Source organism: Streptomyces sp. NPDC048192 (assembly GCF_043202415.1).
In the GTDB taxonomy this organism is placed as follows: Bacteria; Actinomycetota; Actinomycetes; order Streptomycetales; family Streptomycetaceae; genus Streptomyces.
Genome location: NZ_JBIDAL010000004.1, coordinates 120,848 through 142,805, shown reverse-complemented (window position 1 = coordinate 142,805; position 21,958 = coordinate 120,848). Strand labels below are relative to the sequence as shown.

Annotated in this window: 20 protein-coding genes; 14 read left to right on the top strand and 6 right to left on the bottom strand. The window is 70.9% G+C overall.

Annotation, left to right across the window (positions count from 1 at the left end; genetic code table 11):
- Positions 1–492, bottom strand: coding sequence for a hypothetical protein (locus tag ACGFZN_RS08960; protein WP_393857803.1), 492 nt, complete (start codon positions 490–492; stop codon positions 1–3).
- 142 nt (positions 493–634) lie between these two features.
- On the opposite strand from ACGFZN_RS08960, the gene ACGFZN_RS08955 reads away from it, so the two are divergent.
- Complete coding sequence (locus tag ACGFZN_RS08955; RefSeq protein WP_393857802.1) at positions 635–1,174, top strand: YbjN domain-containing protein; 540 nt, start codon at positions 635–637, stop codon at positions 1,172–1,174.
- 13 nt (positions 1,175–1,187) lie between these two features.
- Here the strand turns inward: ACGFZN_RS08955 and ACGFZN_RS08950 are convergent, their stop codons facing one another.
- The 4 genes from ACGFZN_RS08950 to ACGFZN_RS08935 form a co-directional block, all read right to left on the bottom strand.
- Positions 1,188–2,423, bottom strand: a complete 1,236-nt coding sequence (locus ACGFZN_RS08950) for a hypothetical protein (protein ID WP_393857801.1) — start codon at positions 2,421–2,423, stop codon at positions 1,188–1,190.
- A gap of 116 nt (positions 2,424–2,539) precedes the next feature.
- Positions 2,540–3,724, bottom strand: coding sequence for a pyridoxal phosphate-dependent aminotransferase (locus ACGFZN_RS08945; protein WP_393857800.1), 1,185 nt, complete (start codon positions 3,722–3,724; stop codon positions 2,540–2,542).
- An 804-nt stretch (positions 3,725–4,528) separates the two neighbouring features.
- Positions 4,529–4,867, bottom strand: coding sequence for a hypothetical protein (locus ACGFZN_RS08940; RefSeq protein WP_393857799.1), 339 nt, complete (start codon positions 4,865–4,867; stop codon positions 4,529–4,531).
- 63 nt (positions 4,868–4,930) lie between these two features.
- Positions 4,931–5,656 (bottom strand): hypothetical protein, encoded by a 726-nt coding sequence (locus tag ACGFZN_RS08935; RefSeq protein ID WP_393857798.1) that lies wholly within the window; start codon positions 5,654–5,656, stop codon positions 4,931–4,933.
- A gap of 1,402 nt (positions 5,657–7,058) precedes the next feature.
- Between ACGFZN_RS08935 and ACGFZN_RS08930 the strand changes: the two genes are divergently transcribed.
- On the top strand, positions 7,059–7,865 hold the full coding sequence (locus ACGFZN_RS08930) for an NUDIX domain-containing protein (protein WP_393857797.1): 807 nt from the start codon (positions 7,059–7,061) through the stop codon (positions 7,863–7,865).
- Here ACGFZN_RS08930 and ACGFZN_RS08925 read toward each other — a convergent pair.
- Positions 7,849–8,895 carry an XRE family transcriptional regulator gene (locus ACGFZN_RS08925; RefSeq protein ID WP_393858108.1) on the bottom strand — a complete coding sequence of 349 codons (1,047 nt, stop codon included), beginning with the start codon at positions 8,893–8,895 and terminating at the stop codon, positions 7,849–7,851. The genes ACGFZN_RS08930 and ACGFZN_RS08925 overlap by 17 nt on opposite strands.
- 445 nt (positions 8,896–9,340) lie before the next feature.
- Here ACGFZN_RS08925 and ACGFZN_RS08920 point away from each other — a divergent pair, with 445 nt between their 5' ends.
- The 12 genes from ACGFZN_RS08920 (at position 9,341) to fbaA (ending at position 21,891) form a co-directional block, all read left to right on the top strand.
- Complete coding sequence (locus ACGFZN_RS08920) at positions 9,341–9,997, top strand: hypothetical protein (RefSeq protein ID WP_393857796.1); 657 nt, start codon at positions 9,341–9,343, stop codon at positions 9,995–9,997.
- Positions 9,994–10,776 (top strand): hypothetical protein, encoded by a 783-nt coding sequence (locus tag ACGFZN_RS08915; protein ID WP_393857795.1) that lies wholly within the window; start codon positions 9,994–9,996, stop codon positions 10,774–10,776. Before ACGFZN_RS08920 ends, ACGFZN_RS08915 begins: the two co-directional genes overlap by 4 nt.
- Positions 10,777–10,778: 2 nt before the next feature.
- Positions 10,779–11,330, top strand: coding sequence for an HNH endonuclease (locus tag ACGFZN_RS08910; RefSeq protein WP_393857794.1), 552 nt, complete (start codon positions 10,779–10,781; stop codon positions 11,328–11,330).
- Positions 11,331–11,389: 59 nt separating this feature from the next.
- Entirely contained in the window at positions 11,390–12,985 is a 1,596-nt protein-coding gene (locus ACGFZN_RS08905; protein ID WP_393857793.1) for an ATP-binding protein, read from the top strand.
- Between the two features lie 251 nt (positions 12,986–13,236).
- Positions 13,237–13,476: a helix-turn-helix transcriptional regulator gene (locus ACGFZN_RS08900; protein ID WP_393857792.1), complete on the top strand. Its 240-nt coding sequence runs from the start codon at positions 13,237–13,239 to the stop codon at positions 13,474–13,476.
- Between the two features lie 587 nt (positions 13,477–14,063).
- On the top strand, positions 14,064–15,326 hold the full coding sequence (locus ACGFZN_RS08895; protein ID WP_393857791.1) for a tyrosine-type recombinase/integrase: 1,263 nt from the start codon (positions 14,064–14,066) through the stop codon (positions 15,324–15,326).
- An 870-nt stretch (positions 15,327–16,196) separates the two neighbouring features.
- Positions 16,197–16,721 (top strand): DUF2617 family protein, encoded by a 525-nt coding sequence (locus ACGFZN_RS08890; protein ID WP_393857790.1) that lies wholly within the window; start codon positions 16,197–16,199, stop codon positions 16,719–16,721.
- 98 nt (positions 16,722–16,819) lie between these two features.
- The gene (locus ACGFZN_RS08885) at positions 16,820–18,457 is read left to right on the top strand and encodes a polyamine aminopropyltransferase (RefSeq protein ID WP_393857789.1); all 1,638 of its coding nucleotides are present in this window, start codon (positions 16,820–16,822) and stop codon (positions 18,455–18,457) included.
- A gap of 73 nt (positions 18,458–18,530) precedes the next feature.
- Positions 18,531–19,346: an SRPBCC domain-containing protein gene (locus tag ACGFZN_RS08880; protein ID WP_393857788.1), complete on the top strand. Its 816-nt coding sequence runs from the start codon at positions 18,531–18,533 to the stop codon at positions 19,344–19,346.
- A 30-nt stretch (positions 19,347–19,376) separates the two neighbouring features.
- Entirely contained in the window at positions 19,377–20,165 is a 789-nt protein-coding gene (locus tag ACGFZN_RS08875; RefSeq protein ID WP_393857787.1) for an aldose 1-epimerase, read from the top strand.
- A 10-nt stretch (positions 20,166–20,175) separates the two neighbouring features.
- A complete protein-coding gene (pyrE, locus tag ACGFZN_RS08870; protein ID WP_393857786.1) occupies positions 20,176–20,724 on the top strand; it encodes an orotate phosphoribosyltransferase in 549 nt (182 codons plus the stop codon).
- Positions 20,725–20,868: 144 nt separating this feature from the next.
- Positions 20,869–21,891, top strand: coding sequence for a class II fructose-bisphosphate aldolase (gene fbaA, locus ACGFZN_RS08865; protein WP_393857785.1), 1,023 nt, complete (start codon positions 20,869–20,871; stop codon positions 21,889–21,891).
- The last annotated feature ends 67 nt before the right edge of the window (positions 21,892–21,958 follow it).

Below are 21,958 nucleotides of genomic sequence, written 5' to 3'. Positions count from 1 at the left end.
TCACACCGTGAACGCCGAGAAACGTACGAGGGCCTGCCGAGGGCCCTCGTACGTCACGTCGATCTGCACCGCGTTCGCGTCGATGCCGGGCGGCACCGTGGCCGCGCTGTCCATGTCCACGCAGAAATCCGCGCCGCCGCCGACGCAGAAGCCGGTGTCCGGCGCGGGCGCCTGCGGATAGGTCCGCCGCAGCCACGACCACAGCTCGGTCCGGGGCAGGCGGAACTCGGCCTCGTAGTCGGTGTCCAGCCAGGTCCGGACCGTGCACCTGCCCTCGAAGGCCCCGTCCGGGAGCCGTGCCCCGCCGAAGGCCAGCGCCTCGGCGCACGGCACCTTCTCCGGGGCCCCGCCCAGGGGGTGATCGGACGTCGCGAACCGCACCGCCATCACCGCGAGGCAGCCGAGGATCAGCGCGGGCAGCGCCAGGATCGCCGCGACGGTTCCCCACCTGGTCCGGCCGCGTTCCGCCGCCCGTGCACCCCGTGCCGCCATCCGCGCCCCCGTCCCCGTCACGGCCCGCCGCCCTTCCGGCCGGAATCATGTCAGCCAATGGCGGACAGGGGGGCGTCGGGGCTTGCCTCCCCCCTCCCCGCATGGGGGAGGATGGCGGAATCCGCATGAAGGGAAGTACACGGTGAGCATCGACCCGTCCTCGATTCCGAACTTCGGGGGCCAGCCCGAACCGCAGCCCCAAGGACCGGCGGGCCCCGTCGTCCCGGATCAGGATCTCGTGAAGCAGCTCCTCGACCAGATGGAGCTGAAGTACGTCGTCGACGAGGAGGGTGACCTCGCGGCGCCGTGGGAGCAGTTCCGCACGTACTTCATGTTCCGCGGAGAGGCCGAGCAGGCCGTCTTCTCGGTGCGGACGTTCTACGACCGCCCGCACAAGATCGACGAGAAGCCGCAGCTGCTGGAGTCCGTCGACGACTGGAACCGCCGCACCCTGTGGCCCAAGGTGTACACCCACACCCACGACGACGGCACCGTCCGGCTGATCGGCGAGGCCCAGATGCTGATCGGCACGGGCGTCGACATCAACCACTTCGTCTCCTCGACCGTCAGCTGGGTGCGGGCCGCGATCGAGTTCGACCGCTGGCTCGTCGAGCAGCTCGGCCTGGAGCAGGAGGTCAACGAGGCGGACGAGCCCGAGAACCCCGAGGACGGCGCCGAGTAGGGCGCGTCCCCGGCTACAGCGGCTTGTGCGCGTACACCACCAGGTACGCGCCGTAGACATAGCTGAGCCCGGCCAGGGCCGCGACCAGCACGGTCGCGTGCCAGGGCCGGGCTCGCGCCGTTCGCGCCAGGCTGCCCGCCGGCGGCAGCAGCAGCGGGAACGCCGGCAGCAGGAACCGCGGCTTGCACTCGAAGAAGCCCGACCCGCCGAGCACGACCAGCAGCAGCACCCCGCTGAACACCAGCAGCGGCAGCGGGGCGCGGTCCAGGAGCAGCAGCGCGTACAGCACCGTCGCCGCCGCGACCAGGACCAGCGCCATCGGGAACACCAGCCGGCTGGCGTGCAGCAGCATCGAGCGCAGGAACAGCAGCGAGCCGTGCCCGAAGTCGAACGTCGACCCCCACCGCCGCTGCACCTCGAAGTAACCCCCGAACAGGTCCCCCCGGCGCCGGCCGACCCACAGCACGTACGCCGTCCAGCCCAGCGGGGCGAGCGCCGCGCCCGTCCACAGCCTGGGGGAAACCCGCCCGCGCCGCCGCCACAGCTCGGCCCCGGCCGCCGCCAGCACCGCGACGGCGACCGCGAACCCGTTCGGCCTCGCCAGCCCGGCGCCCGCCGCGAGCGCCCCCGCCCACAGCCAGTTCCCGGCCAGCACCGCGTACAGCGACCAGGCCGCGAACGCGGTCAGCACCGGCTCGGTGTACGCCATCGACAGCACCACCGCGTGCGGCAGCAGCCCCCACAGCAGCACCAGCGCGACACCGGTGGCCGGCCCGTGCAGCCGGGTGCCGATCGCGTGGATCCCGGCGGCGGCCACGGCGGCCCCGGCCCACGAGATCATCAGCCCGGCGGCGCCCCCGCCGACCGGGGTGAGCGCGGTGACCGCCCGCAGCAGCGCCGGGTACAGCGGAAAGAACGCGAGGTCGCTGTGCGGGCCCGGGTCGTGGGAAGGCAGGTCGTGCCCGTAGCCGTGGGCGGCGATGCCCAGGTACCACACCGAGTCCCAGGACCGGGCGAGCAGCCGCAGCGGATCCCGGCCGGCGACGTGCGCGACGAGGGCCAGCACGGCCGTACCGGTGAGCCGTACCCCGAGGAAGAGGCCCACGGCGGCACCGCCCGAGCGCAGCAGCGACGGCCCGGTACGGTCCCGCCGCACCGGCTTCGGAACGGCCCGGGGCCGGGCGAGGGCCGGGGCACGGGTCGGGCTGGCGTGGGTCGGGCTGGCATGCGTCGGGCTGGCGTGGGTCACATCTGAGCACCATGCGCGAGAACGCGGCCCGCCCGCACGGTGCACCGCCGATGCACCACGCGCGGTCACCCGTCTGCGGGGCCGCGTGCGGACGGCCCCGCGCCGCTACGGGACGCTCACAGCGCCCGGAGCCGTTCGGCCGCCTCTCGCAGCACGTCCTCCCGCTTGCAGAAGGCGAAGCGCACGTACGGCGCCCCCGCCTCCCGGTCGTCGTAGAACACGGCGTTCGGAATGGCGACCACGCCCGCCCGTTCGGGCAGGGACCGGCAGAACGCGAAGCCGTCCTTCTCGCCGAGGGGCCGGATGTCGGTGGTGATGAAGTAGGTGCCGGACGGCACGAAGACCTCGAACCCGGCCTCGGCCAGCCCCCGCGCCAGGATGTCCCGCCGGGCCAGCATGGACCGCCGGAACTCCTCGAAGTAGGAGTCGGGCAGCGCGAGCGCCTCGGCGACCGCGTACTGGAAGGGGCCGGAGGAGACGTAGGTCAGGAACTGCTTCGCCGAGCGCACCGCGGCCACCAGCTCCGGCGCGGACGTCACCCAGCCGACCTTCCAGCCCGTGAAGGAGAACGTCTTGCCGGCCGAGCCGATCGTCACCGTGCGCTCGCGCATGCCCGGGAAGGACGCGAGGGGCAGGTGCTCGGCGTCGTCGAAGACGAGGTGCTCGTAGACCTCGTCCGTGACCACCAGCAGGTCCCGCTCGACCGCCAGCTCGGCGATCGTGGCCAGTTCGGCGCGGGTGAGGACCGTGCCGGTCGGATTGTGCGGGGTGTTGATCAGCAGCAGCCGGGTGCGGCCGGTGACGGCGGCGCGCAGCTCGTCCAGGTCCAGGCGGAAGGAGCCCTCGTGCGGGCGCAGCGTGACCGGCACGCGGGTGCCGCCCGCCATGGCGATGCTCGCCGCGTAGGAGTCGTAGTACGGCTCCAGGGCGACGACCTCGTCACCCGGCTCCACCAGCGCCAGCAGCGCCGCCGCGATCGCCTCCGTGGCGCCCGCCGTCACCAGCACCTCGGTGTCCGGGTCGTACGGCAGCCCGTAGCGGCGCAGCTGGTGCGCGGCGATCGCGGTGCGCAGCTCCGGGATGCCCGGGCCCGGCGGGTACTGGTTGCCGCGGCCCTCGCGCAGCGCCCGCACCGCCGCCTCCCGCACCTCCTCGGGGCCGTCGGTGTCGGGGAAGCCCTGGCCGAGGTTGATCGACCCGGTGGACAGGGCGAGCGCGGACATCTCGGCGAAGATCGTCGTACCGAACGCGGCCAGCCGGCGGTTCAGATGAGGGCGTGCGCTGGAGGTCATGCCGGCCATCCTGCGCCCAAGCTCTGGAGTTCCTCAACTCACGTTCGGGGATGGGCGCCTGCGGTGACGCCCAACACGCCATGTCTGACCTGGGGGAGAGCTGTCACCGACTGTCGTCGTCTGTCGGCGTTGGTCGCCTTCGGACGGCCCACAGACGGCCCGGCTCAGGGCCCGGAAGAGCCTCTGGCGTTAGCGGGAGGGGCCGCTAACGTTAGCGCTTCCGATAGCGGCCGAAACCCCTTATGACCAGCATGTTAGCCGTTAGTTTGCCGTCCGCGCGGAGCCCTGGCCGAGGGTCCCCTGCGCGTCTGCGACGGGGCGCCGGCGAGCCGCTATCGGGCCGGGCGCTGTGCCGAGTCTGCGGCTCGTTGGGCCGGGAAGAGCAAGAAGGACCGCCCTTCGGGCGGGCATTCTTCGGCCGCCTTCCCTGGTCGTTACTCCAGCCCCGAGGGCGGCTACTGGTAGTGGGGTCCCCAGTAGGAACCCCCCGGTACAGGTCTTCTGAGCGCGCTACTGGGTAGTGGGGTGTCGCGCCCCAGGCCCCACTACCCAGTAGCGCCGTACGGCGGCGTTCGGGGCGTCGTCGCGGAGAAATGCCGTCGGTTGCCTGCTGCTCGTTCGCTTCCCGGATTGAGCTAGGCGGTTTCGCTTGGATCGCTCGGTCGTTTGTCCGGCGTGCCGTCGAGGTGCACCCCCGCACGGCTCCGTCGCCTCGCAGGTGTGTTCCCGCACGGAAGGGCAGAAGCGGCGCCGGAACTCCCGGAGGGGTCGGCGCCGCCGAGGTTCCCGGTGAGACGCAGGCCGGGAACGGCGTCAGCGGGGCCGGTCAGAGCGACGCAGGACGCACAACGCCACGACGGCGGGGACACCCAGCCCCAGGACGTACGCTCCCACCTCTCCGGAGTCCACCCTCAGATGCTGCCCGCTGGCCCGTGCCAGCTCAGCCACGCACCACGACAGCCCCAGATAGGCGGAGGCGAAGACGGCCAGCCACAGCCCCCGTCGCGCCCACACCTCACGCCCCGCAGCGGCCGAGAGAATCATGACCAGCCCCAGCAGCGCGATCAGGGCGACGGGCCAGCCCCGTGCAGACGCCAGGCCCGCCCCGATGATGAACCACAGCCCCGCTACACCGAGAACGGTCCTCTTCATCACATGTCCCCTGGAGTCGAAGGCCGGGGAACCCGCAGGCGCCCCGGCACACGATTGTGCAGCCTACATGCCCGTGGTGGAGTACTCGGTGCCGTCGGCGTGCTGGTAAAAGTGCAGCCACGGGTACCGGTGGATCGACCCGATGTCGATGTGGAGCTGGTCGTACTTGAAGTCCGCCTTGCGCCACGTCTGGAGACCGCCGTGACCGTCGCCGCCCCACGGGTAGTACGACGGGCCCAGCGACCCGCTCAGGTCGAGCCCGTTGAAGGACCAGCCCAGTACCGCCGCCCAGTCGTAGACCTTGTGGTTGAGGACCGGCTGGCTGTACGCGGTGATCGCCCGCCCGTTGTAGCTGAAGTTCTCCCGCATGGTGAAGTACGCGAAGTTCCGGCCGTCGGCTGCCTTGAGGTAGTACGCCTGCGAGAGGTACCCGGACTGCGTGCGGGCCGCCAGCGGGACGGTCTCCGTCGACGTCTTCTCAGCAGCGACGGAGCTGGTCACCTTCGTCACCGTTGTCTGCGTGCCGGCCTCTGGGTCCTGCGTCACCGTCTCCTGCGTCGCGCCGACGGGGTAGGCGATCCAGTGACCCGAGGACAGAAGGGCATCGGTGTCGTGCTCGCTGAGATGGTCGGCATCCGCCGCTGCGAGAAACGTCTTCGACTCCTCGTGCTGCCCCGCCTCCGCACGGTTGAGAGGGATGGGCTGGCCGTTGTCCAGGCGTTCCTGGTAACTCTGGTCAGGGGGGACGGGAGCGTCCGCTGCGGAGGCCGGTACGGCAGCTGCGGTCATGAGCGCGGCTGCGGCCAACGCCACTGCCGATGTCAGAGCAGAACGAGCGCGTATGCGCATGAGAAAACGATTCCCCTCGTTTTGTTGGTCGGTGGCGCGCCGGAGCCGACCATATGACCCAGAATGGATCTTGCACCACATATCTGAGGAAGACCTGAGGGTGGGGGGACCGGAGGGCAGACCTGCTCCCCCAGCCGCCGCGCTCCTGGTGGCGCCGGCCTGTGCTCCGGCGGTGTTGCCCCGACTCGCGCGGCGGCAGGACCTACAGAGGAGCACACCCCCGCCGCCGTGGTGCTCTTCTTACTTGGGAGGGGGCCCGCTCTGCCCTTGACACCCGCGTAACGGCCTCGGGACGGCGCGCCGCGCCCCTTGGAAGGCCGTCCGGAGGGCCATCCAAGGGGCGTACGGCCCACAGGGGTGAATCCCGTCGGACCTCAGCCGTTCTGGATGGTCTCCACGGCTTTTCAGGCGGGGCGGACGACTGGGTCCACCGCCATCCTGCCCCCGCCCTGAAAAGCCGTCCCTGTCGTCCTACAGAGTTGAGGGAAAGCAGCGTCCGCAGCGTCCGAGGGGGCTCCTCGACCCCGTTTGACCTGCACTGTTCCGTTGGACGCTAAACAAAATGTTTAGCGTCCGCCAGTGTCCGCAGCGTCCGACGATGCAGTGCTACTAGGAGCGGCTTTTCCCAGGTCAGGGCGGCTTTTAGTGGATCTGGGGTTGTGGACGCTGTGGACGCTAGCCCGGAGGGTTCCGCCGAGGAAGAGGCCACCCGCGCCCGGCTGGAGTGGTCTCTTCGTGCCCACGGAGGCGAGGGGCAACGCAACCGGGGCTGATCGCTTGTCGCTTGTCGCCCGTCCTCAAACACAAGCCACCAGAGCCGCCATCAGCCGCTCGAAAACGGCTTGTGACCTGCAAGGCGACAAGCGACAAGACAAGACAAGCGACAAGCCGGACGACAAGCAACGCGACAAGCGCCGCCGCCGCACGTTGGCGGCGCTGTGGAGCGCGGCGGCGCTTAGCGAGGTACGGCGGCCGTCGCGCGCGAGCGCAGCGAGCTGCCCAGGGTCGTGCGGCCGTAGGCCGCTCCTTCTATCACCCTCGGTAACGGCGACGGGCGGCCGAACCGCTGCTAGGTCTAGCAACCCGCCCTGCTAGACCTAGCAACGTCACTAGCAACCTGCATAGGGTCTGATCAGCTATTTAGCATCTAGCGGGCCACGCGCGGAAGCGTCCGTGTCGGCCCCTGACCGGGTACGGGGAGGCGGGAGGTCATTGCTAGCCCGTGCCGGATGACTATGACTTTCTGTAGCAAGGTGACTCTTGAAGACGTCACCTGCCGGGCAGCGTTTCGACTGGCTACGCTGGTGTGCACCAGCCAACGAATGGGGAGCGTGCTGCGCGAATGGCAGAGACCAAGACGGCTCGGGTGGAACGCACGATCCGAGAGTGGGTCGGAGGGGGAAAGCTCGCCCCCGGCGACAAGATGCCGTCTGAGCGCACCCTGACGACGGAACTCGACATCGGCCGCACCGCACTGCGGCAGGTGCTCGCGCGGCTGGTAGCCGAAGGCGTGTTGGAGGTGCACGGCCGCAGCTCCTACCGAGTGCCGGCGTCGTCCCCCAGCCAGCGACGCGCCGGAGCCGCGTCGGGAGAGCTTGAGCCGTGGCAGATCCACGGTGAGCGCCCCGTGTATGACAACCGCTGGGTCAGGCTTGAGCTAGTCGACGTCGAACCGCCGGGCGTGAAGCGCTTTGAACACCATGTGGTGCGGCTACAGCACGTCGCGATCACGGCCGTGCTGGACGACCAAGACCGTGTGCTCATGCTGTGGCGCTACCGCTTCGTGCCGGACCAGTGGGGCTGGGAGCTCCCAGGCGGCATCGTGGACGCGGGCGAGGATGCCCGTACGTGCGCCGCGCGGGAGGTCGAGGAAGAGACTGGCTGGCGCCCCGGCAACCTTGAGCACGTTGTCACGTACCAGCCCATGGTCGGCATGGTGGACTCACCACACGAGATCTTCGTAGCGCACGGCGCCGAGCGGGTAGGAGAGCCGAGCGACGCAGAGGAAGCGGGCCGTGTCGAGTGGGTACCGCTCGCGGACATCCCGGACCTGATGGCGCGCGGTCAGCTCATGGGCTCCGGCACCCTCGTTGCCCTCCTGCATGTGCTCGCGAACAGGCAGAAGAGCACGTCTACAGCCTCTGCGTGAGCTGATCTATTCGGCGACGATGCCGCACCGATCCGGTGCGGCTCGCCAACAGGCGTGCGGTCCGAAGATGCTCCTGCGCCTGGTCGTACTCGCCGCGGGCTAGATGCGCTTGGGCGAGGTCACATCGGAGCCCGGATTCGGCACGAACGAATGTGGAATCGAGCGAGTCAAGCGCCTGATAGAGGTCGCTCACCGCGTCGTCGTCCCCGAGCATCGCAAGGGCGTTGCCGCGCCATCGGGCCAGGTGCGAGCCGTTCAGGAAGATGCTCAACATGTCCGGGTCCCTAGCTTCGTCACCAGGCGGCAGCACGGACGCGGCCATATCCAGCGCCCGCCGGCAGTCGTCGGCCAGTTCGGGCCCAACCTTGGCGCATAGCTCTGCCTCGGCTGCGTACAGCCACGTCTGAAGTCGGGGCGACAGGTGGTCCCCTCCGGCGCGGCGGGCGTCGCGTACGAGCGCCACGGCGAGTTCCGGCCGTCCCGCCTCACACAGCACGTACGCCTGTTCCGCCATGGCATGCGCGAGGTACATGGGCTCTCCGGCCTCCTGCGCCGCTCGCTTACCCAGCTCGTAGTTTCGCCAGGCACGTTCAACGGCACCTGCGTCCAAGGCCTGCCAGGCTGCGAGGGTCGCGGCGGCAGCCAGGGCCTGAGCAATCGGCCGGCGGGCGTCCGGTAGAACCGCGAACGTGAGGGCGTCTTCGAGTCTGGCAAGGTGCCCCGTCATCTGATCGACCAGAGCGGCGGCACCCATCTGCCGGTCCATGGTGCGGAACAACTCGGTTTGATCGGTGAAGGTCTTCACCATGCTGAGGCCGACGCTTCGCGCCGAATCGATCCGGTTGATCAGTTCGTCATAGCCGCCCGTCAGTGGCGGCACGGCCGCCTGGACTTCCCCGAACAACTCGCCATCGGTGAGGCCGAGGAGAGGGCGGAGGATCGCTGCGAAGCGCGCTGAGACCTTGCGCTTGCCGTTCTCCCACTCGGAGACGTAGACGCGGAGGCTCGCGGTCGTCGGGACGTCGAGCATGTGTTGCCGGGCGTATCGCTCGATCTCACGCACGAGGCGTTCTTGAGACCAACCGCGAGCATTTCGAGCGTCTCTCAGCCGTTCACTCACGCATACCGCCCCCAGTCGCTAGGCCGTTCGCACCTCACACCAGGATGCACCAAATCCCGCAGGTCGGGAGGGGTTAACACCACTCTTAACACCCCGGTTATTAGGGCCTGTTGGCTACCGATGCACCCCTTCGCGGGCGTTCCCTCGAAGCATGCAGCAACCGCGAATCTCCCGGATTCCGGGCGCACCCTCTTGCATCTGGTGCGCACCAGATGCAAGCTACTGGTGCGCACCAGATTGGAACGCGAAAGCGGGCCATGACGCACATACGTCGCTATGGCCCGACACGACAAGGAGCGGCCACCTACCGCCAAGCAGTCAGCCGCTCCCCGACCCTCGAAGGGGTACATCCATCATGCCTGTACTCGCTGGTTCCCCGCTTGCGACCGAGGCAGCGACTGCCGAACGGCCCGTGTGGGCTCAGCAGGTCCTCGCCGCGCGTCAGGTCCGCGACTGGTCCCAGGCGGACGCGGTTCGCGAGCTGCGCAAGGTCTCGGTCGAGCCGCTGCCGGACGACGAGACGATGATCCGGCAGTGGAAGCGCTGGGAGTCCGGCAAGACGATGCCGGGCGCCTTCTACAAGCCGCTCATCGCGAACCTGTTCGGCGCCTCCGTGCTCGCGCTTTTCCCCGAGGTCACCGGCGTTCCCGCCGAGCCGATCAACCCGCTTCGCCTGCGGACTCAGGTCGACCTGTTCGGCGGCCCGGAGCCGCAGGACTGGCAGACGCGTGTGGAGATCCGCATCTCGGTCCACCCGACCGCCGATGAGCTGATGGGCCTCATCGTGTTCAGCGGCACGGGCGTACTCACCCTCGAAGAACTGGACGACGACGAGGCCGTCATCGACACCGTGCGCTTCGCGCTGGCGTACGGCGGGGCGGGTGAGGTGCCCACGTGGGCTCAGAAGATCCGCGAGATGTTCGCCGACCCTGCAGCGGGCCCGATGCTGCCGGACGGATACCTGATCAAGCTGCGCCGCACCGTCACGCGGATCTTCGGGGTGGTCGCATGAGCACCGCCGCCCTGGACGCGCTGTACGCGCACGTGGCTCCGAGCGCGGCGCCGGTCTTCTCCCTCGCGGAGATGGACCGGCGCCCCGCCGGGGCGGACTTCCCCACCATCCCCATCAGGGGCCTGGAACTGACCGTCACGGAGGCCGCCGCCGCGCTGTTCGAGACGGCCGCCGATGAACTCGCCGTTCCCGTGCCGGACACCGACGTCCTGTACGACGCGCTGAACGGCACCGTGCGGACGCTGGGCCCGGCCGGGATCGCTGAGGTGGTCGGCACCTTCGAGGGGCTTCCCTCCGATGAGTTCTCGGAGGTGGCCGCGTGCCGCCGGTTCGCCTACCGGCTGGCCCTGTCGTTCTGGTACGAGGGCGCCCGTTCCCGTCCGATGACGGCCGGGGAAGTCGGCGTGGCCATCTATCTGTCCAGCCTGCACCGCTACCGGTCGGCCGACTTCCGCGAACTGCCGCGCCGCAAGCTGATGCTGGCCCGTGCCATCCACGAGGGTGTCACGGCCGTGCCGACCGAGACTCTGATCCGGCTGGGTGCGGTGATGTCCGGGGAACTGGGCGGGGTCGACCGGGACCGGTCGCGTGAGTGGCTGTACAAGCAGGCACTGCCGGACTACCACCGCCGCCGGTTCGCCTTCGACCTGGTCCAGTGGGACCGGAGCCAGCCCGCGCCGCTGATCGTGCGCCCGGACTCCGGCGGCTACCTGGTGGGACTGACCCCGCCGGCCGGGCCGGACGGCAAGTGGCTGCGGCCCATGCGGGCGGAGTGGTAGTCGTGCGCCACGGACACCCGCTCAACTCCAAGCGGCGGCGCACACGCAAGGAACAGCTTGCGCGCCGCCACGGGCAGCGCTGCGCCTACTGCCGCCGCCCGTTCACCGACCTGAGCGAGGCAACCCTCGACCACGTCGTGCCGTGCTCGCTATGGCGTTCATGGTCGGTCACCTCGCTCATGCTGGCGTGCGTCGACTGCAACCACGCCAAGGCCGACCGACTGCCGCTCTCGCTCGCGCTGTTGCTGCTGCGGTGGGTCGACCCGACTCAGCCCGTCGTCCGTCCGGTCGACCTGCCATGGCTGGCCCGACTCGCAGCCGCCCACGGCAACGCGCTGACCTGCGTGACTCCCCGCGTCACGGGCGTGACGCCGGGCGTGACGGTCGGCGTCGCGCCCGTGACGGCCGACCCGACCGACCGACAGTCGACCCCCACCCTGCACGAATCGACCCCGCACACCGCCGTGTGGTCGACCGTGCGGCCCGACTGCTTGCGTGCGCCCCGACCGGTGCGCGTGTGCACGGGCCCGACCGGAGAGGCGGTTCCCGCGTGAACACCGTGAACGGGCCCGTGAACGGATCGGCCCCGCCCGTGAACGGCGCGAGTCGACCCGTGAACACCACACCGGACCGCGTGAACACCACGGACGCGGCCGTGAACAGTCGACGGCAGGACAGCCGGAGCATGGGCGACGACGGGGGCAAGAAGCCGTCGGCCGCCTCCCGACTCGTCGCGCTCGCCCGGGAGGGGTACCGGTTCGTGATGTCCACCGACGGCCGCCCCTACGCGGTCGTCCTGGACGGCCCGAACCTCGCCCTCCCGCTCCGCGGCAAGGCCGGTCTGCGGCAGCGGCTCGCCCGGCTGTACGCGGACACCTACGACGGCGAGGTGGCCTCACAGTCCGCCCTCGCCGACGCCATGACCGTCCTGGAAGGGATCGCCGACTCCGGCGACCCGGTACCGGTGAGCCTGCGGGTCGGGACCGACCCGGCCGGCGGCGCCATCGTGGTCGACCTCGGCACCGCCGACGGCCGCGCGGTCGTGGTCACCGCCACCGGCTGGCACGTGGTCGACCGCTCCCCGGTGCTCTTCCGCCGCTCCGGCGCGATGGGCCCGATGCCCACGCCCGTCCTGGACGGCGATGGCTTGGCCAAGCTCCACTCGCTGCTGAACATGGACGAACCCACGTTCCGGCAGCTTGCCGCATGGCTCGTCGCGACGTGGATCCCCCACATTCCGCACCCTGTGCTCACCTTCAAGGGAGAGCAGGGCACGGGCAAGTCCAAGACGGCCGAGATGGTCGTGAACCTGATCGATCCATCTCCGGCGTCCAAGCGGAGCCAGCCGCGCGACATCAAAGCGTGGGCGGCTCAGGCCTTCAACTCGTGGGCGCTGTGCCTGGACAACGTCTCCACGATCCCGCCGTGGCTGTCCGACACCCTGTGCAAGGCCGTGACCGGTGACGGCATCGTGGACCGGGCCCTGTACACCGACGACGACGTCGTGGTCCTGACGTTCCGCCGGGTGCTCGCCATGACCACGATCGACGCCGGGGCACTCGCCGGGGACCTGGCCGAACGGCTCCTCATGCTCGATCTCCAGTTGATCGAGGAAGACCGGCGCCGCACCGAGGAAGAGCTGAACGCAGCGTTCGAGGCCGTACGGCCCGCCGTGCTCGGGGCGCTGTTCGATCTGCTGGCCTGCGTGCTGGCCGTGCTGCCGTCGGTGCGGCTGGACACCATGCCGCGCATGGCGGACTTCGCCCGCGTGCTCGCGGCCGTCGACCAGGTCATGGACTGGCACACCCTGGACGACTACCTGGCCACGTCGGCGAACGTCGCCACGGATGCGCTGGAGGGCGACCCGTTCGGCGCCGCCATCGCGGCCCTGGTCGACCAGGCGGGAACGTGGCAGGGCACCGCCGCCCAGTTGCTCGAAGCGCTGCCCACACCGCTGGTGAGGCCGCCGAACTGGCCCAAGGACGCCACCCGCGCCGGCGGCCGGGTCAAGCGGCTAGCCCCGCTGCTGCGCTCGATCGGGATCACGGTGGACGACACGCAGCGTAGTCCCGGCAAGCAGCGCCACCGCCTCTACATCCTGTCCCGGATGGAGGCGGCAGACCGCGCAGCGTCCGACCCCGCACAGGCCTCCCTCTGGCCGGAGGTGGCCCCTTCCGGGGAGGGCCGTACCCCGCCGGAACAGCCCTGACGTAGCCGGAGACACCGCCGGGCCAGGCCGCACACCAGCGGCCCGGACACGTCAAAGCTGCGGACGCTACAGCCGTCCAGCGTCCGCAGCGTCCGACCTAGCGTCCGCACCCCTCACCCTTACTGGCCTGCGACAAGGCGGCCCGTCGGACGCTAGGACGCTGCGGACGCTGAAATACACCAACTCTCTAGGACGGCTACCGGCACCACTCCCACGCACCGCCCTCACGGACACGAGGAGTTACCACGGCTATGGCCACCGAAGAGCCGACCGACCCCCGCGCCACCCTGCGCGGTGGCCTCCCGGACCGCTACCTCACCCCCGAAGACCTGGTCACCATGTTCGGCCTGCCGAGCGTCGACACGGTCTACCAGTGGCGCCGCAAGCGCATCGGCCCGCCCGGCTTCCGCGTCGGCCGGTACCTGCGATTCGACCCGGCCGCCGTACGCGACTGGGTGGCCGAGCAGACCGACCTTGCCGACGCTGCCTGACCCGCTCGACAGATGGGGAGGCGACGCCCATCGGGCCGGGGAGGCGGGGAGAACTCCCCGGGCGCCTCCCCACCTCACATCCCCCGGCTGACCAGTGCAAAGACCGGTTCGGGGAGGCGGGGAGGCAGCGCCAGAACCGCCCCGAACGGCGACTCTAAGAGCCACTTGGGCCCCCTGTCTCCGCCTCCTCACCACACCCCGGCGAACTCGGCGAAAGCCAGGGAAGAACGGTCCGTCGGCCAAGGGAGTCAGGGAGAACTCCCTAGGTGCCTCCCTTCCCCGCCTCCCTCTGCCTGACCAGCACAGACACCCCCTCAGGGAGGCAGGGAGGGCACGCCTCCAGCACCCCCGAAATCCCGCTCAGGAAGCATCCATGAACCCCTGTCTTTGCCTCCCTGACGCTCGCCCGGCGGGTGCTACCGGTAGCACCTTCGCCCGCTACCGGTAGCACCCCCGCTAGCACCTCGAACCCCCAGTGACAAGGCCTGTAGCGAGTAGCAGGCCTGGCCCAGCAGACCTTGAAACCGGCCGGACCGGGCCCCACCAGGCCGCCGTGCCGCTGCTACCGAGAAGGGAGTCAGCCCCGCATGGCTGGCCACATCCAAGACCGCTGGTACAGGACCGAGAAGAACGCCGACGGCAAGACCGTCCGCGTCAGGACGGACCGTTACGGCACCGGCCTCCGCTACCGCGCGCGCTACGTCGGCCCCGACGGCACCGAGAAATCCAAGAGCTTCCCCGACGGCAAGAAGCGCCTCGCTGAGAAGTGGCTCAGTGCCATCGAGACGGACATGACGCGCGGTCAGTACACCGACCCCAAGTCCGTACGGATCACGTTCCGGCAGTACGCCGAGAAGTGGTTGGACAGCAAGACGTCCAGCCCCATGACCCGGAGGGAACTCGGCCGGCGCCTGCGGCTGCACGTCTACCCGGTGCTCGGGTCCCGGCCGATCGGGACCTTCCGGCCTGAGCACATCCGGGAGCTCCTGGCCGCGCTGGAAGCGAAGCCCGGCGTGAGCGCTTCCTACACCCGGAACATCTTCGCGGACGTTCAGTCGGTCCTGTCTGCTGCGGTGGACGACTCGCTGTTGTCGCGCAACCCGTGCAGCGCTCGGACCGTTCGACGGCCCAAGCCAGACGCGCACCCGGTAGTCCCGTGGGTACCCGCTCAGGTGTTCGCCGTACGGGCAGCCCTCCCGGAGCGGTACCGAGCGATGGTCGACGTCGGCGCCGGGTGTGGGCTCCGTCAGGGGGAAGTCTTCGGCCTGGCCGAGGACGCCATCGACGTGGACGGGCGCACGCTCCACGTGGTGCGACAGATCAAGCACGTGGAGGGTCACCCCGTCTTCGCCCTTCCCAAGGGAGGCAAGAAGCGGGCCGTGCCGCTGCCCAACTCCGTCGCGGAAGCCGTCCGGGCGCACATGGACGCCTTCAAGCCCACAGAGATCACGTTGCCGTGGGACGTGCCGGAAGGGCCGAAGGTGTCCGCCCGCCTGATCTTCACAGCTGAGCAAGGCGGAATGGTGTGGCGGAGCAACTTCAACGGCAAGGAGTGGAAGCCTGCTCTGGCTGCCGCCGGTCTCATCCCGGAAGCAGACGACGACGGCAAGTACGAGTCGGCGCGCGAGCACGGCATGCACGCCCTCCGGCACTTCTACGCGTCCGCGCTGCTGGACGCGGGCGAGAACATCAAGGCTGTCAGCGAGTACATGGGGCATGCCGATCCGGCGTTGACGCTGCGGGTGTACGCCCACCTGATGCCGGACAGCAGGGAGCGCGCTCGCCGCGCCATTGACGCGGTGTTCCAGCGTCCCTCTGAGGGAGATCACGGCCCACAGACGGCCCAGTGAGGTTCGAGCGGCCCCTGACCCGCACTTCTGTGCAGGTCAGGGGCCGTTTCCCTTGAGGGACCCTCAGAAGTTCCTCAACTCTGCTTTGCGCCCCGGGACGGCCGGGCATCCCCCGTGCACGGCGGTCCACGGGGGGCCGCTTCGGGGGAACGGAAGGAGGGTGACGCCGTGGTTGCGGGCATCATCTTCATCCTGGTCGTGGCGGTGATCGTGGGGTGCACGGCGCTGGCGGGCGGGTCGCGGAGCCGGCGGCGCGCGGTGCCGCCGGGGAAGGGCCGCGGCCGTTCGTCACGGTCCCGGGCGTACCGCTCGGCGTCGTCCTCGGGGGCGGCCGGCGGCGCCAGCTGGTGGGCCGGTGACTCGGGATCGTCGTCGGGGAGCCATGGGGGGCACCACGGCGGCGGCCACCACTCCTGCGGGGGCGGCCACTCGTGCGGGGGCGGGCACGGCTGCGGAGGCGGCGGCTGCGGGGGAGGCGGCGGCTGCGGCGGCGGTTGCGGGGGAGGGGGCTGACAGCGGGCGGGCGGCTGACGTCGGGCGGGCGCCTGACGCGGAGCTGGCCCGCGTCAGGTGTCCGGTGCCCGCGTGTCCCGGGGCCGGGCCTCGCCGTTGTGTTCAGCGTGCCCGGCGCCTGGGGACCGTTCCGCGCGCCAGGCGTGCGCCATGGTTGAACAGTTGAACTGTGCAGTCCCCTGAGGGATGGAAACCCCACGAAGTTGGGTAAAAACGCTGTGGGGGTGCCTCTGTTCATGATTCCCTCTAAATCGCCAACGAAGCCCCCGGATTGTCCCCGAGACTGCCCACTCCGGCGGAGCCGGCTGGGCTGACGTGGCCGATCTCCCCCTCATCGCGTGTTAGCGGAGCCGATCCATGCTCACGACCCTGAACACCTCCTACACCGATACGCGCGCAGCCGACCTAGCCTGGGCCCTGGGACGCGAGCCGCTGCCGGCCCTGGCCACCCTCGACCTGGAACTGACCGACGCCAAGCTTCAGTTGAGACTCCTCGGCGCGTCCCATCAGGTGCTGCTGGACCAGGAGCGCGGCAGCTGCTCGGAGACCGTCGCGTGCATCCCCGGCTCCAGCACCCCCCTGCCGCTCGGCGTGGCCAAGCGGGTCGGCGACTGGGAGTACGAGTTCGCGGCGCGCGTCGAGGTGCTCACACCCGGCTCCTTCGCGGGCCGCGCCCAGGAGTTGCTGGCCCTCGTCTCCGACCATCCGCACGGCCTCGTCGGCGTCTTCCCGGGCAGCCCGCACGCCTTCACCGCGATGCTGGCCCAGCGTCACGAGGGCCAGGTGCACTGGCGTACCTGGCACGCCTACCCGCAGGACGGGCAGTTGGTGGCCACCCGGACGCGGGTCGGGGTGCGGGTGCCGGTGGCCAGCGCCGGTTGACCGGAGATCGGTGACATAAACCCACGGGGGCTCAAGTGCCCGCAGATCCACACGTGTGGGTGACGAAGCGTCCCTGGCCCGTGACGTAACGTCGCAGGGTGATCGAACCGCACGCCCCCGCGCCCCCGGGCGCCCCACCCCCCTGGACGGGCCCGGCCCTGCTGCCCGTCCGGCCCGGCACCGGGCGGTTCCTGGTCCTCGTGTGCGTCTTCGTCTGCGCGGCCTGCGGACTCGTGTACGAACTCGAACTCGTCGCGTTCGCCTCGTACTTGATGGGCGACTCGGTCACCCAGGCATCCGTCGTGCTCTCCGTGATGGTGTTCGCGATGGGCATCGGCTCCCTCGCCGCGAAGCGGCTGCGCTGGCACGCCGCCGCCGGCTTCGGTGCGATCGAGACCGCGCTCGCCCTGGTCGGCGGGTGCAGCGCGATGGTGCTGTACGCCGTCTTCGCCTGGACCGGCGGCTGGGGCGGCCTGTGGGCCCAGGGCCCGCGCTGCCTGCTGGTCGCCTTCTCCCTCGCCATCGGCCTGCTCATCGGCGCCGAGGTCCCGCTGCTGATGGAGCTGATCCAGCGCATCCGCCGGCAGGACGCGGGCGGCGCGGTCGCCGACCTGTTCGCGGCGGACTACGTCGGCGCGCTGGTCGGCGGACTCGCCTTCCCCTTCCTTCTCCTGCCGTTCCTCGGCCAGTTGACCGGCGCCCTGCTCACCGGCACGGTCAACGTCGTCGCCGGCGGCGCCCTGGTCCTCGGCCTGTTCCGCCGCGACCTGACCCGCCGGGCCCGCTGGACCCTGCTCCTGGTCGGCCTCACCGTGCTCGGCGTCCTCGCCTCCGCCGCCGCCCTCGCCGACGACTTCGAACGCGCCGCCCGGCGCGCCGTGTACGGCACGGACGTCCGGGTCGCCGAACAGACCGACGTCCAGGAGATCGTCCTGACCGGCGGCAGCGGCGGCGCGCCCCTCGACCTCTTCCTGGACGGCCGGCTGCGCGTCGGCGGCCGCGACGAACGCCGGTACGCCGAGGCCCTCGTGCACCCCGCGCTGTCCGGCGGCCCGCACGCGCGCGTGCTGATCCTGGGCGGCGGCGACGGCCTGGCCGCCCGCGAGGTGCTGCGCCACGGCGGAGTGCGCCGCGTCGACGTCGTCGAACTCGACCCCGGTCTGATCCGCCTGGCCCGCCACGACCCCGGCCTCACCGCCGCCAACGGTCACGTCTACGACGACCCCCGCGTCCGCACCGTCACGGCCGACGCCCTCGGCTGGCTGCGCGGGGCGCCCGCGGCGGCGTACGACGTCGTGATCGCCGACCTCCCCGACCCCGGCATCACCGCCAGCACCAAGCTGTACTCCCAGGAGTTCTACGGCCTGGCCCGCCGCGTCCTCGCCCCCGGCGGCCGGCTCGTCGTCCATGCCGGGTCCGTCACCACCCGGCCCCGCGTCTTCTGGACGGTCGCCGCGACCCTGCGCGCCGCCGGCTTCGCCGGCTCCCCCTACCGCGTCGTCGGCCACGACTCCGGCTTTCCGGCCGGCCCCGACCGCTCGGCGGCCGCGTCCGGCGCCCCGCACGACTGGGGCTTCCTGCTGGCCCGGCCCGGAACCACCCCGCCACCGCTCCGCCTGGCGCCCGGCCGGCTGCGCACCCTCACTCCGGCGGCCCTGACAGCGGACGCCAGGGCGGCGGAACGCACCCGCATCGCGGGCCTGCCCGCGTCGACCCTGGTGCATCCCCGGTACTGACAAGCCGGTCCGCTGCCGGCGAGCCCGTCGGGTGAGGGTACTTTCCGGGGACACCTGGGTAGGCTCACCGGACATGGAGCACCAGGTCTTCGTCCCGGTCCCGCCCGCCCCGCTCGGCGCCGCGCTCGCCGACCCGGTGCGCGTCGCCCGCGCGCTGCCCGGCCTGCAACAGGACGCCGGCGCCGAACCCGTCGCCGGACGCCTGAAGCTCCGCGTCGGCGGACACTCCGTCACCTACCGGGGTACGGCACGGGTGGCGGCCCGCGACGACGGCACGTACGCCGTCGAGGCCGACGCCACCGAGGCCCGCGGCACCGGCGCCGTGAAGCTCGCCCTCACCCTGCGCCTCACGGACGCCGAGGGCGGCACGACGGTCACCGCCGAGGGCACGGCGGACGCGGACGGCCGTATCGCGGAACTCCCGCCGGACACGGTGCACGCGGCGGCCACCCGCCTGCTGAACCGTTTCCTGGAGAACCTGGCGACGGCACCGGAGCCGGAGGCAGAGGCGGAGGCAGAGACAGAAGCACAGGCGGCGCAGCCCGAAGAGGAGCACACGCCCGACGACGACCACACGTCCGTCTTCGACACCGAGGTCCCGCCGCCGTCCCTGGACCCCGCCGCCGACGAGGTAGAGGCCGCCGGCGGCCTGTCCGAGGACTTCGCCGACACCGGCGAGCCGCCCGCCGAGGCCGCGCACGCCCGCCGCACGATGATCGGCCGCAGCGCGGAGGAGGTCGACCACGCGCCTCCGCGCGGCCGCTACGCCCCGGTGCCGGCGCCGCAGACGGTCACGGCGACCTCGGCCCTGCGCTGGGCGGCGCCCGCGGCGGCACTGGCGGTGGCGTCGGCGATCGTCGTGACCCGGGCTCTGCGCAGACGCCGCTGACCCGGCCGGTCCTCCCAGTACTGTCTTCCCGTGAGTAACGAAGACATCACGCTGACCGCAGGCATCGCAGAAGTACACGTCAGCCCCGCCAACGGCGGCCGTATCAGCAGCCTCGAGGTCGACTCCCTGGAGCTGCTGCGGCAAGGGCCCCGCTACGGCTGCTTCCCGATGGTGCCCTGGTGCGGCCGTATCCGCGAGGGCCGTTTCCTGGACGGCGGCGCCGTCCGCCAGATGCCGCTCAACTCCCCGCCCCACGCCATCCACGGCACCGCCCGCGACGGCGCCTGGCGCACCGCGCGCGTCGCGGAGAACGAGGCGGTGCTCACGTACGACCTGGTCGAGCCGTGGCCGCACCCCGGCCGTGTCACCCAGGTCGTCACGCTCGCCGAGGACGCCCTGACCCTGACCATCTCGGTGGAGGCGCGGGACGACTCCTTCCCGGCGCAGATCGGCTGGCACCCCTGGTTCAACCGGAACCTGGGCGGCGAGGACGTGGCCCTCGGCTTCAAGCCCGCCTGGCAGGAGGAGCGCGGCGCGGACCATCTGCCCACCGGGAACCGGATCGACCCCACGCCGGGCCCTTGGGACGACTGCTTCGGCATGCCCGGCGGCGTCGACGTCACCCTCACCTGGCCGGGGCAGCTGGAGCTGAAGGTGACCAGCCGCGAGGAGTGGGTGGTGGTCTACGACGAGCAGGCCGAGGCCGTGTGCGTGGAGCCGCAGACCGGCCCGCCCAACGGCCTGAACACCGCCCCGCGCCTGGTCACGGCCCTGGAGCCGCTGGAGGCGAGCACCACCTGGAGCTGGCGCCGCCTTTAAGCTGGTCGGCATGACGGACGTACGCGGCGCGCTGCTGCAGCAGATCAAGGACAAGGCCGTGGTGCACGGCAAGGTGACCCTCTCCTCGGGTCTGGAGGCCGACTACTACGTCGACCTGCGCCGCATCACCCTCGACGGCGAGGCCGCCCCGCTGGTCGGCCAGGTGCTCCTGGACCTGACCGCCGACCTCGAGTTCGACGCGGTCGGCGGCCTCACCATGGGCGCCGACCCGGTGGCCGCGGCCATGCTGCACGCCGCCGCCGTGCGCGGGAAGAAGCTCGACGCCTTCGTCGTGCGCAAGGCCGCGAAGGCGCACGGGCTGCAGCGGCGCGTCGAGGGCCCGGAGATCAGGGGCCGCCGGGTCCTGGTCGTCGAGGACACCTCCACCACCGGCGGTTCGCCGCTCACCGCCGTGGAGGCCGTGCGGGAGGCCGGCGCCGAGGTCGTCGCCGTCGCGACGATCGTGGACCGGGCCACCGGCGCCGCGGAGAAGATCGAGGCCGGTGCGGGCGTTCCGTACCGGTTCGCCTTCTCGAAGGATGAACTGGGTCTGGACTGACGACGCGGAGTGACCTGGACTTGTCCGGCGCATGGACCAGCCGTCCATGTCTGGAAAGATGGGGACGACGATGACGTCGCACACCCAGGTCTAGGTCAGGGCCGTAACGCAGCAATCCACCCCGCAACACCAAGGAGCGGACAGATGCCCATCGCAACCCCCGAGGTCTACAACGAGATGCTCGACCGGGCGAAGGCAGGCAAGTTCGCCTACCCGGCCATCAACGTCACCTCGAGCCAGACCCTGAACGCGGCGCTGCGCGGCTTCGCGGAGGCGGAGAGCGACGGCATCGTCCAGATCTCTACCGGCGGCGCCGAGTTCCTCGGCGGCCAGTACAGCAAGGACATGGTCACCGGCGCGGTCGCGCTCGCCGAGTACGCGCACATCATCGCCGAGAAGTACCCGGTCAACATCGCGCTGCACACCGACCACTGCCCGAAGGACAAGCTCGACGGGTACGTGCGTCCGCTGCTCTCGGTCTCCGAGGAGCGCGTGAAGGCCGGCAGGAACCCGCTGTTCCAGTCCCACATGTGGGACGGCTCCGCCGAGACCCTCGCCGACAACCTCGCCATCGCCCAGGAGCTGCTGGAGCGCACCCGCGCCGCCCGCATCATCCTCGAGGTGGAGATCACCCCGACCGGCGGCGAGGAGGACGGCGTCTCGCACGAGATCAACGACTCCCTCTACACCACCGTCGAGGACGCGATCCGCACCGCCGAGGCCCTCGGCCTGGGTGAGAAGGGCCGCTACCTGCTGGCCGCGTCCTTCGGCAACGTCCACGGCGTGTACAAGCCGGGCAACGTCGTCCTGCGCCCCGAGCTGCTGAAGGAGCTGAACGAGGGCGTCGCCGCCAAGTTCGGCAAGGCCTCCCCGTTCGACTTCGTCTTCCACGGCGGCTCCGGCTCCAGCGAGCAGGAGATCCTCACCGCGCTGGAGAACGGCGTGGTGAAGATGAACATCGACACGGACACCCAGTACGCCTTCACCCGTCCGGTCGCCGCCCACATGTTCCAGAACTACGACGGCGTCCTGAAGGTCGACGGCGAGGTCGGCAACAAGAAGGCCTACGACCCGCGCACCTGGGGCAAGCTGGCCGAGGCGAGCATGGCCGCCCGCGTCGTCCAGGCCACGCAGCACCTGCGCTCGGCCGGCAACAAGATCAAGTAAGCGGTACGTCCGCTCCGTACGGGGCCCGGCGGCTGTCCTCGGCCGCCGGGCCGCTGTATACCTGGGA